This window comes from Pseudonocardia halophobica (assembly GCF_027922425.1).
In the GTDB taxonomy this organism is placed as follows: Bacteria; Actinomycetota; Actinomycetes; order Mycobacteriales; family Pseudonocardiaceae; genus Pseudonocardia; species Pseudonocardia halophobica.
Genome location: NZ_BSFQ01000002.1, coordinates 23312 through 36839 on the forward strand (window position 1 = coordinate 23312; position 13528 = coordinate 36839).

Consider the following 13528-nt stretch of genomic DNA (forward strand, 5'->3'; position numbering starts at 1 on the left):
TCAACCGACGACCGGGCTGAGCTCCACGAACGTCCGACCACCCGCCGTTGCCGAGCAGGCGGTCGGGATGAGGCCGGCGGTCCCGGCCAGGGCGCACAACGCCTCGGCGCCGACGCACGCCCACGGCACGGCGGCACCCACACGGCGTCGCGCGGAACCGGATACCTGAGCCGTGCCGGACCAGAACTCGCGCGGCTCGGGACCGGCCTCGACCAGCGCGGTCCCGCCCGGCACGAGCAGGGCTGCGACGCGGGCGAGCAGCCGGACGGGGTCGCCACCGATGCCGATGTTGCCGTCGGCGAGGAGCACGTGCGCCCAGGACCCCTCGTCGGGCAGGGGCCCGAAGACGTCCCGGCACACCATCGCCGCGCCCCGGCGGCGGCACAGTGCCCGGGCGACGAACGAGCTGTCCACGCCGAGCGCGGGGACGCCGCGAGCGGCGAGCGCCGCGACCAGCCGGCCAGGCCCGCAGCCCAGGTCGAGGGTCGGTCCGGTGCACCGGTCGAGGAGCCAGGCGTCGTCGGCGTCGGCGACAGCCCGCCAGCGGGCAGCGTCCAGGAGCAGCGGCCGGCCGTCGTCCCGGACGAAGCTGCGCGTGCGGCCCGTGAGCAGGGCGTCGAACGCGGCGGGGCGGAGCGCGTACGTCACCGGGCGTCGCCGAACGACGCCGCGTGGAGAGCCTCCACGCGCTCGACGGCCCGGGCGAAGCGTGAGCCGGGAACGTCGGCGGCAACGGAGCGGGCGTCCTCCGCGGTGTCGACGTCGGTCAGCTCGGGCAGCAGGGCCACCCGCAGGCCCGCGGCGCGGAGGGCATGCAGCGTGCGTTCGCCCGTGTCGGCGCGGGACATCGGGACGTCGGCGACCGGTCCGGCCGCGCGGGGGTCGCGCAGCCCGAGCGCCCACCAGCCGCCGTCGCGCGCTGGACCGAGAACGGCGTCGGCACCCCGCAGCCGATCCACGCATTCCACCAGCAGCAGGACGTCGAGCTGGGGTGTGTCCATTCCGACCTGCAGGGTCGGGACCCCAGGACGCCGTGCGGCGGCGTCGGCGTGCGCGGCCACGATACGTTCGCCCAGACCGTCACCGCGCTGCCGAATCCGGCCGGCTCGGGCGAGCGCCCGGCGGAGCTCGACCCGCCGGGCCGCGCCGGCCAGCCGGCCCGTGAGGGCGACGAGGGTGCGTCCGCCGGGCACGGCCGCGGTCGCGTCGAGCGTGTCGAGCAGCGCGGCCGCGGCGACATCGGCCGCCTCCTCGGCCGAGGCGGGCGGGCACAGGCGCGTCTTCACGCGACCGGGCTCCGGCGCCTTGGCCAGCACGAGCAGGGTCGCCGCCGTCCCCGCTGTCGTCGCGGCCGCTGCCGCCCCCGCCGCCGTGGTCGCCCTCATCGGAGCAGCCCTGCCATGTCCCGCACCGCCCGCGCCGTGCCGGCGACCGAGCCGGAGACCTTCGAACGTCCGCCCGCGCGGCGGGCGTACCGCACCGGTACCTCCTCGATCCGCCAGCCGGCCGCGCCCGCACGCAGCAGGAGCTCGAGCGGGTACCCGAACGCCCGGTCGACGATCCCGAGCCCGAGCAGCGCCGCGCGCCGGGCCACCCGGATCGGCGCGACGTCGTGCACCGGCACCCCGCGCCGGCGCAGCTCGGCCGCGATCAGCGCGTTGCCCACGCGGGCGTGCCAGGGCCAGCTGCCCGGCTCCGGTATCCGGCGGCCGACGGCGAGGTCCACCCGGCCCGCGGCGACGACCGCAGCCATCGGGGGCAGGACGTCGGCATCGAGCGACCCGTCGCCGTCGAGGACCGCGACGAGCTCGGCGCCGGCGTGCTCCAGCCCGGTGTGGACGGCGGCGCCGTAGCCGCGGCGATCCTCCACGACGACGCGGGCGCCGTGCGCCCGCGCCACCTGCGCGGTGCCGTCGGAGGAGCCGTTGTCGACGACGAGGACGGGCCACTCCGAAGGCAGTGCGGTCAGGACCCCGGGCAGCGCCTCGGCCTCGTCGAGGCAGGGCAGGACGATCTCGACTCGGTGCACGTTCTGATCTTCGGTCCTGCAGCGTGTATCGGACCGGGTTCCGGTGCTTACCGATCGATGACGGCCGGGCGTGAGAGAGACGCCGGCGCGCGCAGCGGGTCCGTCGCGAAGGCTGTCACCCCGTCGGTGAACGCGACCCGGGCCCGGAAGCCGAGCCGGTCGTGGGCGAATGCCGGATCAGCGACGACGTGTCGTACGTCCCCCGGCCGCCCGCCCCCGACGACCTGCGGCTCCGGGCCGCCCATTGCCATCGCCAGCGCCATGGCGAGCTCCCCGACCGTGCGCGGCTCACCGGAACAGACATTGGCGGCGGCGAACCCGTCGACCGGCGCGGTCAGCGCGGCCAGGTTCGCCGCCGCGACGTCGGCGACGTGCACGAAGTCGCGTCGCTGCCGCCCGTCCTCGAGCACCCGCGGTGCCTCCCCGCGCTCCAGTGCGGAGCGGAACAGGGACGCCACGCCCGCGTACGGGGTGCCGAACGGCATCCGCGGCCCGTAGACGTTGTGGTACCGGAGCGACCAGACCGCACCACCGGTCTGCCGTGCCCACGCCGCCGCCAGGTGCTCCTGCGCCAGCTTCGTCGCGGCGTACGTGCTGCGCGGGTCCGGCGGGGCGCTCTCCGATACCAGGCCCGGCACGAGCTCGCGTCCGCAGGCCGGGCACCGCGGCTCGAAACGACCCGCGTCGAGATCGGCGACGGCGCGCGGACCGGGCCGGACGGTGCCGTGCACGGCGCAGTCATAGCGCCCCTCGCCATAGACCACCATCGACCCCGCCAGCACCAGCCGGCCGATCCCGGCGCGATGCATCTCGGCCAGCAGCACGGCTGTACCGAGGTCGTTGTGCGCGGCGTAGTCCGGCGCGTCGGACGGGTCGACACCGTGCCCCACCATCGCAGACTGGTGGCACACAGCGTCCATCCCGGACAGCAGGGGGCGCAGCACCGCCGCGTCCCGGACGTCCCCGTGGACGAACCGGTGCGCCCGGATCCACGGCGGCGCCTGCGCGGCGTGCGCCTGAGGCAGCAGGGCGTCGACCACGACGACCTGATGTCCCTCCGCGGCCAGCAGATCGGCGACGTGCGACCCGATGAACCCGGCACCGCCGGTGACGAGAACGCGCACGATCTCCGACCGTAGAGTGCCGCCCGCGCCGCGGGTGCGTCTCGTCATCGCTCCGTAAGAAGCGCAGCTCTGGGCCCTCGTGAGGCGCCGGCTCCCGCCCTGGTGCCGGCTCGGCGGGCGTCGGAACCACCCGCGGACGGCCTCACGCCTGCGGCTCCAGGGCGCGGCGGAGCATCCCGACCAGGGCGCCGATCGGCGGTGCCGCGGCGTCTGCGGGCGGCTGCGCCATCAGCCACATGTCCATTGCCCTGCCCATACCGAGTGCGACAGCGATCAGCAGGCTGGTCGGGAGGTCGGTGCGTACAGCGCCGGAGGACTGGCCGGCGACGAGGACGCGTTCGATCCAGGGCATGACCTCCCCCTCCAGCTCCTGCTGCGCCCGCTGCAGGGCGGGCTGGTCCGATGCCCTCAGCCAGGCCCGTACCAGCGACGCCAGCCGCGGGCAGGCTGTCAGCTGCGCGACGGAGTCCCGGTAGTAGCGCTCCACGGCTGACCAGAAGGCGTCCGGCCCGAGCTCGCCCGCCAGGCGAAGGGGCCCGATGTCGGCGAGCAGACGCTCGAACTCGACGTGCGCGACGTGTGCGAACAGGTCCTCCTTTCCGTCGAAGTAGTAGTACATCGAGCCCTTGGAGATGCCGGCGGCGGAGATGATGCGGTTGAGCGAGGCGTCGTGGAAGCCGTGGGCGGCGAACTCGTCGAGCGCGGCGCCCAGGATCGCCTGCTGTTGCGCCGGAGGAAGCCTGGCGAAGCGGGGGCGGACCACGGGCGCCTCAGGCAGCCGGCAGGGCGGGCAGCTCGACGCCGTCGCGCAGGCTGCGGCCCATGACGAGGTTCGGCACGTACGGGAGCCCCATCAGCCTCATCGCAGTGTTGCGCACCACCAACGCCGCCCGCGTCCGCGGCGCGAATGCCGAGCAGAGGCCCCTCGCTGCGTCCTGCTTGGATCGCAGCATCGGGCCGAGGCGCTCGTGGTAGCGGGCGAAGGCCCGGATGTGGTCGCCGTCCGCCTGGGCCAGTTCGGCGGCCAGGACGTAGGCCTCGATCATTGCCAGCGCGGAGCCCTGGCCGGCCAGGAACGACGGGCATGCCGCCGCGTCGCCCACCAGGGCGACCCGGCCCCGCGTCCAGGACGGCATGCGGATCTGGCTCACCCGGTCGAAGTAGAACGTGCGTGCGGACCTCATCGCATCGAGGACCGCAGGTGTCTCCCACCCCGCGCCGGCGAGCCGGCGGTGCAGCAGCGCCTGCTGCTCGCGCGGGGAGTCCAGCGATGCGCCGCCCTCCTCGCGCAGGGAGATGCAGAACATCGTGATGTCGTCGCGCAGCGACACCCGTAGCAGCTGGAACCCGACGTCGGCGTGCATGACAGCGGTGAGCTCGTCGCGAGGGCGGTATCCGGCGACGTCGAACACGGCGACGACGATGCCGAGGTAGCGCTCGAACCGCTCCTGCGCGCCGAACGCCAGCTCGCGCACTCGGGAGTGCAGGCCGTCCGCGCCCACCACCAGGTCGAAGTCTCGTCGCGTCCCGCTCTCGAACCTCACGTGCACGGCTCCGCCATCGTCATCGATCGCGGCGACCGTGTCGCCGAACATCGTCTCGACGCATCCGTCCAATGCAGAGAAGGTGGCCGACGCCAGGTCGGAGCGGGCGATGGTGACGTAGCGGTCGCCGAGGCCCACGACCGCCTCGGCCGCGAACGAGGCGACCCGTCGACCGTGCCGGTCGACGGAGCGGACCTCGGTCAGACGGTAGCCCAGGCGGTGGAGCTCCGGGACGATGCCCATCCGCTCGGCGACGTCGAAGCCGGTACCCCAGAAGTCGACGAGGTAGCCGCCGCGACGTGGCTCCGGTGCCCGCTCGACGAGCGTGGGCTCGTGCCCCAGGTGTCGCAGCCAGTAGGCCAGCGTGGGCCCGGCGATCCCGGCACCACTGATCAACACCCGCATGTCCGACCTCCCATCGCCTCCTGGACCGCCGGTTCGACTGCCAGTCGACTCGTAGCGGACTGCCAGAGGAGTTTCGGAACGAGCGTGCTCACCACCGCAGATCCTCATTTGCCGGCTGCGGCCCTCGGGGGGCGTCAGGAGCCGGTGCTGTCCGCGTCGTCCACTGCGCGGTCCACCTCGATGCCCGAGGCAGGCCTGTCCGGCTCGCCGGTCGACAGAGGCGCTCGCGACGCTCCGCGGGCCGGCCGGCTTCGGCCCACTCCGCGCTCAGCCACCCGCGGGCCAGGCTTTCGCCCGCGCACAAGTCGTCGGCGTTCGGCATCTCCATCGCGATCACCGGGTCCTTCGGCGTCGTCCAGACGCTCGTCGGGTCACCGGGCGTGCTCGTCGTGCTGTCCTGGGCGTGCTCGTGGTGCTGTCCTTCGCCGGGTCGGCGGCGACCGCGCTCGGGTGGGTGCAGGCGCTGGTGACCGCAGGCTTCCGGATCCGGGTGGGCGCGGTGCTGTCCGAGGTGGCCATGCTCGGCACGGCGCAGAACCTCGTGTCGGTCGCATTGTCGATCCTCGCTGCGGCCGGGGCCGCCGTCGTGCTGCGAGGCTGGGCGGCGTGGCCGGTGGGCGGGGCCGCGCCGGGCTCGTCTACCTGCTGGCCGAGACCGCGGAGATGGTGCTCGCCGAACTGCTGCAGCGGCGCCGCGGCGACCCGGAGGCCGAGGACACCAGCAGGACGGCTGACCGGGACACCCTGCCGGGAGGGCTACCCGTCCGGGCCTCGTGCGCGCCGTTCGGCCACCAGCAGCAGGATCAGCGGGAGGCCGATCATGAGGGCGAGGATCAGCAGAAGCGCGGCCCAGTCGGCGGGCAGCAGCACGACGATCACCGCGAGGACCGCCAGGACCTGGACGACGCGGTCGAAGGTCAGCCAGGCGGGCCACTCGCGGGGACCGCCGGACAGCTCGTCGGCCAGGCCGGGGTCATTGGCCTGCAGATCACAGCCCAGGTCTGCGAGGAGGTGCTTCTCGTGGTCGGTCAGGGGCGGCCCCGGGTCGCGCCCCGGCGGCGGTGACGGTGGGGGCGGGAAGGCGCTCGGCATCGTGGCCTCCGGGCACTCGGGACTCGGGTCGGGATCGCCGGCTCCGTGTGGGGCGACCCCGGGACCCCGGCGTTCACCTGGGCGACGGGTCCCGGGGGCACCATGCGCGGCGACGGCGGCCGCTGGGGGAGGGAACGGCAACGCTGCTGTTCGGCTCCACCCACCGCAGAGCGTGCCCGAGTCCGGACGAATCGCACCTTGCGGTCCCCTTGCGACATCCGCCCGGCTCCGACCGGCCGTCAGGATCGGGCGAGGCGCGCCCCCGCCCGAACGCGCTGCCGGAGCCGTTCCCGGGCGAGGCGGTGCACGAGTTCGGGCAGGGCGCCTCCCGGAACCTCGCCGCGGAGGTCGCCCTCGGCCCGCCGTACCTCCGCCTGGACGAGGCCGGCCGGCACGAGGTCGGCGAACTCCTCGGCCAGCGGGCCGCGGATCTGCTCACGCAGGGCGGTCGAGCCTCGGTTCTCGGTGGTCATCGCACCTCTTCCTCCGTCCGGACCGACCATCGGTGCACCCGCGCGGACACGGCACCGACGTCACCCTCGACGCTATCGACTCCGACGGGCGTTGTGCCGCAACGGAAGCTGTCGGTCGTCTTGCGGTCCGCGACGGAGTCGCGCCGGGCTCGGGTCCGGTCAGGACATCGGGGCGGAAGGCGAGTCGGGAAGGCGCGGTCGGCCTGACCGCGGCTTCGCCAGCAGCGTCAGCGCGCCGAGCACCGCTCCGAAGACGAGGTGCGCGGCTGCCTCGAAGGCCTGGTTGGTCCCGAGGAACGCCGAGAACCACGGGACCACCCTGAGGATCTGGAGGTCGACGACGTACACCGCGGCTCCGTAGAGGAGTCCGGCCCAGGCCAGCCAACCGGCCGAGCGACGACGCAGCGGAGCCAGCAGGGCTGCGAACACGAGCCCCAGCCCCGCGGCGACCACCAAGTGGACGAGCATCCCGACCCAGACGGTGGCCGAACCCGGAGGGGGCCCCTCCACGAGGGTGGCGACGGTGCGGAAGGAAGTGAGGACGCCCCCTCCGCCGACCATCACGTACCAGGCCTGCAGGGCGATGAAGGCGACGCCGGCCAGGAAGCCGGACAGGAGGCCCCAGAGGACCCACCCGACGGCGCCCCGTCGGCGCTCGCCGCGTGTCCGGTCGGGCTGGTCCGAGACGCGCGTCGTGGCGCCGCTGTCGTCGCCGGACCGGTCGGATTCGTGACGGATGTGCTGTGCGGACACGCTGCCGTCTACCCCTGTCGGCCCGTACCCGGCTCGGCCGCGACTGACGATCGCCTTCCGATGGCAGGCGGGCCCCGCCCCGGCGGGTGCGATTCCCGAACAGGTCAGTCCGGGTCGTCCCGGGAGCGCGCGGGGGACTGCCGGTCCGGCCCCGGGTCGGGGAGGTTGAACGTCGGGGCGACGTCCTCCATGTCGAACGCCCGGGCGACGGGGACGTCGGTCGAGGAGTGCAGGACGATCGAGAGCGCGATGGTGACGACGACCAACGCGAAGACGGTTTCGCCCCCGGGGATGCCGGATTGCAGGACGATCAGCCCGTACACGACCGAGGCGAAGCCCTTCGGCCCGAACCAGGCGGCGGTGGCCCGTTCCCGCAACGGCATCTCGCTGCGCAGCAGCGAGAGCAGGACGGTCGCGGGCCGGATGAGCACGATCGCGAGCACGGCCGTGACCCAGCCGCCGAGGCCGGGGGCCGCCAGGCGGTCGGTCGTGATCAGGGTGCCGAAGACGAGCAGCGCCGCGAACTTGGCGATCTCGGACAGCAGGTCGCCGAAGCGCTCGTAGCGCTCCGCCGCCTGCGGGGAGAGGGTGGCGAGGGTGGAGCCCGCCGCGAACGCCGCGAGGTAGCTGTTGGCGTGCGTCAGGTCGCAGAGCGCGTAGAGGATCACGGCGACGGCCAGTGGGCCGAGCGGCTGCAGCCGCGCCTCCGCGCCGAGGAAGGGAAGGCGAAGGACCAGCGACACCACGACGGGGAGGAGGACACCGAGCGCGAGACCGCCGGCGAGCTCGGCGAGGATCAGGCCGAAGTGGGCCTGCTCGTGCTCGGCGAGTGCCAGGAAGATCAGCACGAAGGGGAGCGCGAGACCGTCGTTGACGCCGGACTCGATGTTCAGCAGCCGGCGCAGCCGGAGCGGCACCGCCTCCTTGCCCACCAACGCGGACGCGAAGACGGGGTCGGTGGGGGAGAGGATCGCCCCCACGAGCAGCGCGGTGATCCAGTCGAGACCGGCGAGATAGTGGGCCGGGACCGCGACCAGCACCATGGTGAGCGGCATGCCCACACCGAGCGCCCGTCCCGACAGGCGCCAGCCTTCTCGGAGGGCCGGCAGGTTGGCGCGCTGGCCGTCGGTGAGCAGCACGGTGAACAGGGCCAGGTCGGCGAGCGTGCGGATGGCGCCGCCCTGCGGATCGAGGTCGATCAGGCCGAGGGCCGCCGGTCCGATGAGGACCCCGCCGACGAGGAACAGCAGCGCGGTGGACAGCACGGTCCGGGCCGCGAGACCCGACAACAGGACGCTGATCAGGAGCACCACGCCGAAGGCGAGTACGGGGATCACGGGCGGCCGTCCTCCTCGTCGCTGCTCGTTCGTGGCCGGTCGACCACCGTCCCCCGGGGTTGAAGGGCACGTGCCCGGGCGTGGTACCCGTCGAGGCCGATCGCGAACGTCATCCCGGGCTCGCGGAAGGTGCTCGCAAGGTTGGCTGCCGGTCTCCTTACGGTTCGCCCGTCCACCGATGGTCTCCGGGCGAGCCGGCTACACCCTTGGGGTAGCTGGAATGCCGGTACCGCCCGGGCGAGGGAGGAGGACGTGGAGATGACGACGACAGTGGTCGTGGGGGTCGACAGCTCGGCCGAGTCGCAATCGGCGCTGAGGTGGGCAGCCTGCTACGCGGAGCTGACCGGCGGGACCCTGCGGGCGGTGACCGCGTGGGAACCGGCGGTGCAGCCCGTCGGCCCGGGGCGGATCATGTCGCCGGCGACGGACCTCGTACCGCCCCAGGACCTCCACGAGGTGGCCGCCCGTCTGCTCGACGAGACGGTGAACGACACGCTCGGCCCGGACCATTCGCACCGGCTGGAGAAACACGTCATGCCTGGTGACCCGGCGGAGGTGCTGCTCGACCGGTCCGATGGTGCGGCGGTCCTGGTGCTCGGCAACGGGCATCACGGCGCCCTGGCCGGGGCCCTGCGCGGCTTGGGGGTCCTGCACTGCCTCCATCGTGCCGACTGTCCGGTGGTGCTGGTGCCCGCTGCGTCCGGGCCGGACTGATCGGCACCAGGGAGGGGAGAGGTGGAAGGAACCGCGACCGTCGGACCACATGTGCTGCGCGAGTACGCCCTGATCGCCGACGGCGAGCGGGGCGCGCTGATCGGGCCACGCGGGGACATCGCGTGGCTCTGCGCACCGCGATGGGACTCGCCCGCCGTGCTGTCCTCGCTGCTCGGGGGACGCGGCTGCTACGCGGTGACCCCGCGGCAGCGGTGCGTGTGGGGTGGCTACTACGAGAACGGCTCGCTGATCTGGCGATCCCGCTGGATCGCGGACGACGACAGCATCGTGGAGTGCCGGGAGGCGCTCGCCTTTCCCGGCGACTCGCACACCGCCGTGATCCTGCGGCGGGTGGTCGCGGTGCGCGGCGAGGCGGGCGTCGAGGTGCTGCTCCGGCCCGCCGCCGACTTCGGCCGGGCCTCCTTCTCCCGGGTCCGGCGTTCCGAGGACGGGGTGTGGACCGGGCGGACCGGTCCGCTGCGCATCCGCTGGAGCGGGGCTCCGGACGCCTCGCCCGGCGAGGACCCGGGCGGATTGCGCACCGCGCTGCGGCTGGCTCCGGGTGAGCACCACGACCTGGTCCTGGAGGTCACCGACACCGAGCTCGAGGGCCCGCCACCGGACCCCGACCGCACCTGGGCCGCCACCGAGACCGCCTGGAGGGAGGCGCTCCCCGACCTGGGGCCGACCATCGCCGAGCGCGACGCCCGGCACGCCTACGCGGTGATGCGGGGCCTCACCACCGCCGGCGGCGGGATGGTCGCCGCCGGCACCACGAGCTTGCCGGAGCGAGCGGACCGGGGCCGCGACTACGACTACCGCTACGTCTGGATCCGGGACCAGTGCTTCGCCGGGCAGGCCGTGGCCGCCGCGGGGCCGCATCCGTTGCTCGACGACGCGGTCGCGTTCGTCGCGGGCCGGGTCCTGGCCGACGGACCGGACCTGATGCCCGCCTACACGGCGGCCGGTGCACCGGTGCCGGCGCAGCGCACGCTGGACCTGCCCGGCTATCCGGGCGGTTCGGACGTCATCGGTAACCACGTGCGGAGCCAGTTCCAGCTCGATGCCTTCGGTGAGGCACTGCTGTTGTTCGCCGCGGCTGCGCGGCACGACCGGCTCGACACCGAACGGTTCCGGGCCGTGACCGTGGCCTTCGCGGCGATCGAGAAGCGCTGGCGGGACCCGGGCGCCGGCCTGTGGGAGATCGACCCCCAACACTGGACGCACTCGCGGCTGGTGTGCGCGGCCGGCCTGCGGCAGGCGGCGTCGGCCGCCGCGCCCGCCTCCGACGCGGCCGCGTGGAACGCCCTGGCCGACCGGATCGTGGCGGAGACGGCGCAGGACTCCCTGCACCCGTCGGGACGCTGGCAGCGCACGCCCACTGACCCGCGGGTGGACGCGGCGCTCCTGCTCCCGGCACTCCGGGGTGCCGTGCCCGCGGACGACCCACGGTCGGTCGCCACGGCCGAGGCGGTGCGGACCGAGTTGGGCCGCGACGGGTACGTCTACCGGTTCCGTCACGACCGGCGCCCGCTGGACCAGGCCGAGGGCGCCTTCCTGCTCTGCGGGTTCCTCATGGCCATGGCGGCCCACCAGCAGGGCGACCGGGTCGGCGCCGCCCGCTGGTTCGAGCGCAACCGTGCCGCGTGCGGGCCGCCGGGGCTGTTCTCGGAGGAGTACGACGTGGTGCAGCGCCAGCTGCGCGGGAATCTCCCGCAGGCGTTCGTGCACGCGGCGATGCTGGAGGCGTCCGTCCGTCTCGCCGTGTGACGTCCCGTCTGTCGGTTCCCTGAGGATGGCGCGCCCCGTGTCGGGCACCGGCCGGTGCCGGGAATTCGTCGACCATGCGTTGGTATCTCGGTCGACTCGGGACAGTGATGACAGCTCTGGTGGCGTTGACCGTGCTCGCGGTCGCCCGCACCGCGGGAGCCGGGACGATCGAGGGTGGGGCCGCGCTCGTGTCCGGCTACCGGGACGTCGCACCCGCGACCGTGCTGCCGCAGACCACCAGCGCCGATCTCGCGCTCACCGGCCTGCAGGAACCCCTGCGCGCCGGACTGACCTATCCCGTCACCCTCACCTTCGAACGCGCCGGCTCGGTCGAGCTGCAGCTGCCGGTCGAGAACCCGGACGCGCTCCCGCCGCGGGCGCCGTAGGGGCGTCAGTTGCGCACGCTCCGCCGTACGACAGCGGGAACGACACCCCAGAGGGACCCGAAGAGAACGAGGGCGAGCCCGGCCGCGAGGACCGCGACCACCGGACCGAGGACCACGTCGGCGATCAGTGCCACGACTCCGACGATCGCGAGCCCGAAGGTGGTGAGCCCGGCGACGACCAACCACTGGCCCGCCGCGACCATCTGCTGGCGCCCGCCGTGGCGGAAGACGGAGCGGTGGACGACCACCGGGGCGATCAGCAGCCCGGCGGCCAGGGCTGCCGTCACGGCGTACACGAGCACCTGCCGGGGTGCGAGGTCGAGGAAGGCACGCTTGAAGGGCACGGTGAGAAGCAGTGCGGTGAGCAGCTGTACACCGAGCTGCACCACGCGCAGCTCCTGGAGCAGGTCACGCCAGTTGCGGTCGAGCCGCTCGGCCGGGGTCTCGCCGCGCGCCGCGCGGTTCCACCTGTCGTCGTCGAGCAGCCGGCTCTCCTCGGCCATCCCGCATCTCACCTGCCTCCGCTGCCGCATGGGTGGCCGACGGAACACAGCCGTGCCCCGGTCCCGGGAGAGATCTCGCACATCGACGTGCGTCCGGGCCGGGCCGTGCTCCCCAGGCGGCCACCCGGATCGGGACCGGGGACCGGTGGAACCGCCGCCCTTCGCGGTGCGTCGTCCCGTCGGCCACCCGACATCAGTTCTATCTCCTCGTCCGGCGACAGCGGTCGGTTCCGTCCGCTTCGTCAGGAACTCGTCAGGCACGACCGCCGTGGACGCCGCAGGCCCGGTGGTACCGCTGGAAGGGCACGGTCGACGAGCGCGGGGAGGACCGATGGGCGCAGGACCGCACGACGAGGGCGGGGTCCTCGCGGTCACCGTCGCCGAGTCTTCACCCCCGACGGTCGGGGACGCAGGCGCTGTCGTGCTCCCGCCTCAGGACGTGGCCGCGCTCGCCGCGTCCGAGTTGCAGGGCATGGTCTCCGAGGAGACTGCAGGCCGCTCGGTCCAGGTCAGTAGCCAGGTGCTCGCGGGAGGCATCGTGTCCGCGCTGACGCGTCAGGCCCGCGATGCCGCGCTGCTCGTGCTGGGCAACTCCGGCGAGGAGAGACCGTGGGGAGTGGGATCGGTGGGTCGCCGGTGCGCGAGGCGGGTCGACTGCCCGACGGTCTGGGTCCCGCCGGACGCATCGGCCCCTGACGAGCAGGTCCTCGTGGTGGGTGTCGGTCACGTGTCGCGCCGCGCTGCGCTGGGCCGTCGACGAAGCCGTGGCGACCGGTGACCGGGTGGAGGTGGTGGCCGTGCAGTACCGGCCGATGCATCCCGACGGCGGGCGGGCCGACCCGGGTGTCGTCGACGCGACCCGCCGGCTGGTCGCCACCGAGCTCGACGACGTGCTCGGCAACCCGCTCGACGAGGTGCCGGTGACCGTCGACGTGGTGACCCTGCGTGGCACACCGTCGGACGTCCTGCTGGCGCGCTCGGTCGGCCGCCGGACGCTCGTGCTGGGTGACGCGCAGCGCCCGGCCGTGGCCGACGCGCTGCTCGGCTCCGTCGCGGCCTCCTGCCTGCGTCACGCGGTCGGGCCGATCGTCCTCGTCCCCGGCTGACCAGGGCCGACCACGCGCGCGGCGGCCGTCCCCGACCATGGGGACGGCCGCGACGCGACCCGTGCGTCGAGCGCACCCGACGCTGCGGCTCACCGGTGGTCGGCGGCATGCTCGCCCCGGCCGGGCCAGAGCTGGCACCGAGGGTGCCGCCGAGCGCGCTGGCGACCATCGACAGGCCGAGTCCGAGGACGGCCCATCCGGCGGTCTGCCGGGCCAGGCTCACGGCCGCGGGCCCGCCGATCGTGCCGAAGCCGCCGAAGACGTTGCCGAAGTAGCCGACGAGTGCCCCGCC

At 74.1% G+C, this 13528-nt stretch carries 16 protein-coding genes; 5 read left to right on the forward strand and 11 right to left on the reverse strand.

Features of this window, described 5'->3' with window-relative positions:
- The 10 genes from PKE99_RS02480 to PKE99_RS02525 all read right to left on the reverse strand — a co-directional run bounded on the left by PKE99_RS02480 (position 1) and on the right by PKE99_RS02525 (position 8757).
- On the reverse strand, positions 1 to 648 hold the full coding sequence (locus tag PKE99_RS02480) for a methyltransferase domain-containing protein (protein WP_037039566.1): 648 nt from the start codon (positions 646 to 648) through the stop codon (positions 1 to 3).
- Positions 645 to 1385 (reverse strand): TIGR04282 family arsenosugar biosynthesis glycosyltransferase, encoded by a 741-nt coding sequence (locus PKE99_RS02485; RefSeq protein WP_081923657.1) that lies wholly within the window; start codon positions 1383 to 1385, stop codon positions 645 to 647. Before PKE99_RS02485 ends, PKE99_RS02480 begins: the two co-directional genes overlap by 4 nt.
- Positions 1382 to 2029: a glycosyltransferase family 2 protein gene (locus PKE99_RS02490; protein WP_037039567.1), complete on the reverse strand. Its 648-nt coding sequence runs from the start codon at positions 2027 to 2029 to the stop codon at positions 1382 to 1384. Before PKE99_RS02490 ends, PKE99_RS02485 begins: the two co-directional genes overlap by 4 nt.
- Before the next feature lie 47 nt (positions 2030 to 2076).
- On the reverse strand, positions 2077 to 3153 hold the full coding sequence (locus PKE99_RS02495) for an NAD-dependent epimerase/dehydratase family protein (RefSeq protein WP_037040119.1): 1077 nt from the start codon (positions 3151 to 3153) through the stop codon (positions 2077 to 2079).
- Between the two features lie 142 nt (positions 3154 to 3295).
- Positions 3296 to 3916: a TetR/AcrR family transcriptional regulator gene (locus PKE99_RS02500; RefSeq protein WP_037039569.1), complete on the reverse strand. Its 621-nt coding sequence runs from the start codon at positions 3914 to 3916 to the stop codon at positions 3296 to 3298.
- Between the two features lie 7 nt (positions 3917 to 3923).
- A complete protein-coding gene (locus PKE99_RS02505) occupies positions 3924 to 5102 on the reverse strand; it encodes an FAD-binding domain (protein WP_037039571.1) in 1179 nt (392 codons plus the stop codon).
- A gap of 756 nt (positions 5103 to 5858) precedes the next feature.
- Complete coding sequence (locus PKE99_RS02510; protein WP_037039573.1) at positions 5859 to 6194, reverse strand: DUF3040 domain-containing protein; 336 nt, start codon at positions 6192 to 6194, stop codon at positions 5859 to 5861.
- Between the two features lie 239 nt (positions 6195 to 6433).
- Positions 6434 to 6667, reverse strand: a complete 234-nt coding sequence (locus tag PKE99_RS02515) for a hypothetical protein (protein WP_037039575.1) — start codon at positions 6665 to 6667, stop codon at positions 6434 to 6436.
- Positions 6668 to 6826: 159 nt separating this feature from the next.
- A complete protein-coding gene (locus PKE99_RS02520; RefSeq protein WP_051736590.1) occupies positions 6827 to 7420 on the reverse strand; it encodes a hypothetical protein in 594 nt (197 codons plus the stop codon).
- A gap of 104 nt (positions 7421 to 7524) precedes the next feature.
- Positions 7525 to 8757, reverse strand: a complete 1233-nt coding sequence (locus PKE99_RS02525; RefSeq protein ID WP_037039577.1) for a cation:proton antiporter — start codon at positions 8755 to 8757, stop codon at positions 7525 to 7527.
- A gap of 258 nt (positions 8758 to 9015) precedes the next feature.
- On the opposite strand from PKE99_RS02525, the gene PKE99_RS02530 reads away from it, so the two are divergent.
- The 3 genes from PKE99_RS02530 to PKE99_RS02540 all read left to right on the forward strand — a co-directional run bounded on the left by PKE99_RS02530 (position 9016) and on the right by PKE99_RS02540 (position 11627).
- The gene (locus PKE99_RS02530) at positions 9016 to 9471 is read left to right on the forward strand and encodes a universal stress protein (RefSeq protein ID WP_037040123.1); all 456 of its coding nucleotides are present in this window, start codon (positions 9016 to 9018) and stop codon (positions 9469 to 9471) included.
- Positions 9472 to 9492: 21 nt separating this feature from the next.
- The gene (locus tag PKE99_RS02535; RefSeq protein ID WP_037039580.1) at positions 9493 to 11241 is read left to right on the forward strand and encodes a glycoside hydrolase family 15 protein; all 1749 of its coding nucleotides are present in this window, start codon (positions 9493 to 9495) and stop codon (positions 11239 to 11241) included.
- 107 nt (positions 11242 to 11348) lie between these two features.
- Complete coding sequence (locus tag PKE99_RS02540) at positions 11349 to 11627, forward strand: copper chaperone PCu(A)C domain-containing protein (RefSeq protein WP_156066998.1); 279 nt, start codon at positions 11349 to 11351, stop codon at positions 11625 to 11627.
- Positions 11628 to 11632: 5 nt separating this feature from the next.
- On the opposite strand, the gene PKE99_RS02545 is transcribed toward PKE99_RS02540, so the two are convergent.
- Positions 11633 to 12130 carry a DUF6328 family protein gene (locus tag PKE99_RS02545; protein ID WP_037039583.1) on the reverse strand — a complete coding sequence of 166 codons (498 nt, stop codon included), beginning with the start codon at positions 12128 to 12130 and terminating at the stop codon, positions 11633 to 11635.
- Between the two features lie 331 nt (positions 12131 to 12461).
- Between PKE99_RS02545 and PKE99_RS38920 the strand changes: the two genes are divergently transcribed.
- Both PKE99_RS38920 and PKE99_RS02550 read left to right on the forward strand, forming a co-directional pair.
- On the forward strand, positions 12462 to 12908 hold the full coding sequence (locus PKE99_RS38920; protein WP_037039585.1) for a universal stress protein: 447 nt from the start codon (positions 12462 to 12464) through the stop codon (positions 12906 to 12908).
- Positions 12847 to 13236, forward strand: a complete 390-nt coding sequence (locus PKE99_RS02550) for a universal stress protein (protein ID WP_197040403.1) — start codon at positions 12847 to 12849, stop codon at positions 13234 to 13236. Before PKE99_RS38920 ends, PKE99_RS02550 begins: the two co-directional genes overlap by 62 nt.
- Positions 13237 to 13528: the final 292 nt, after the last annotated feature.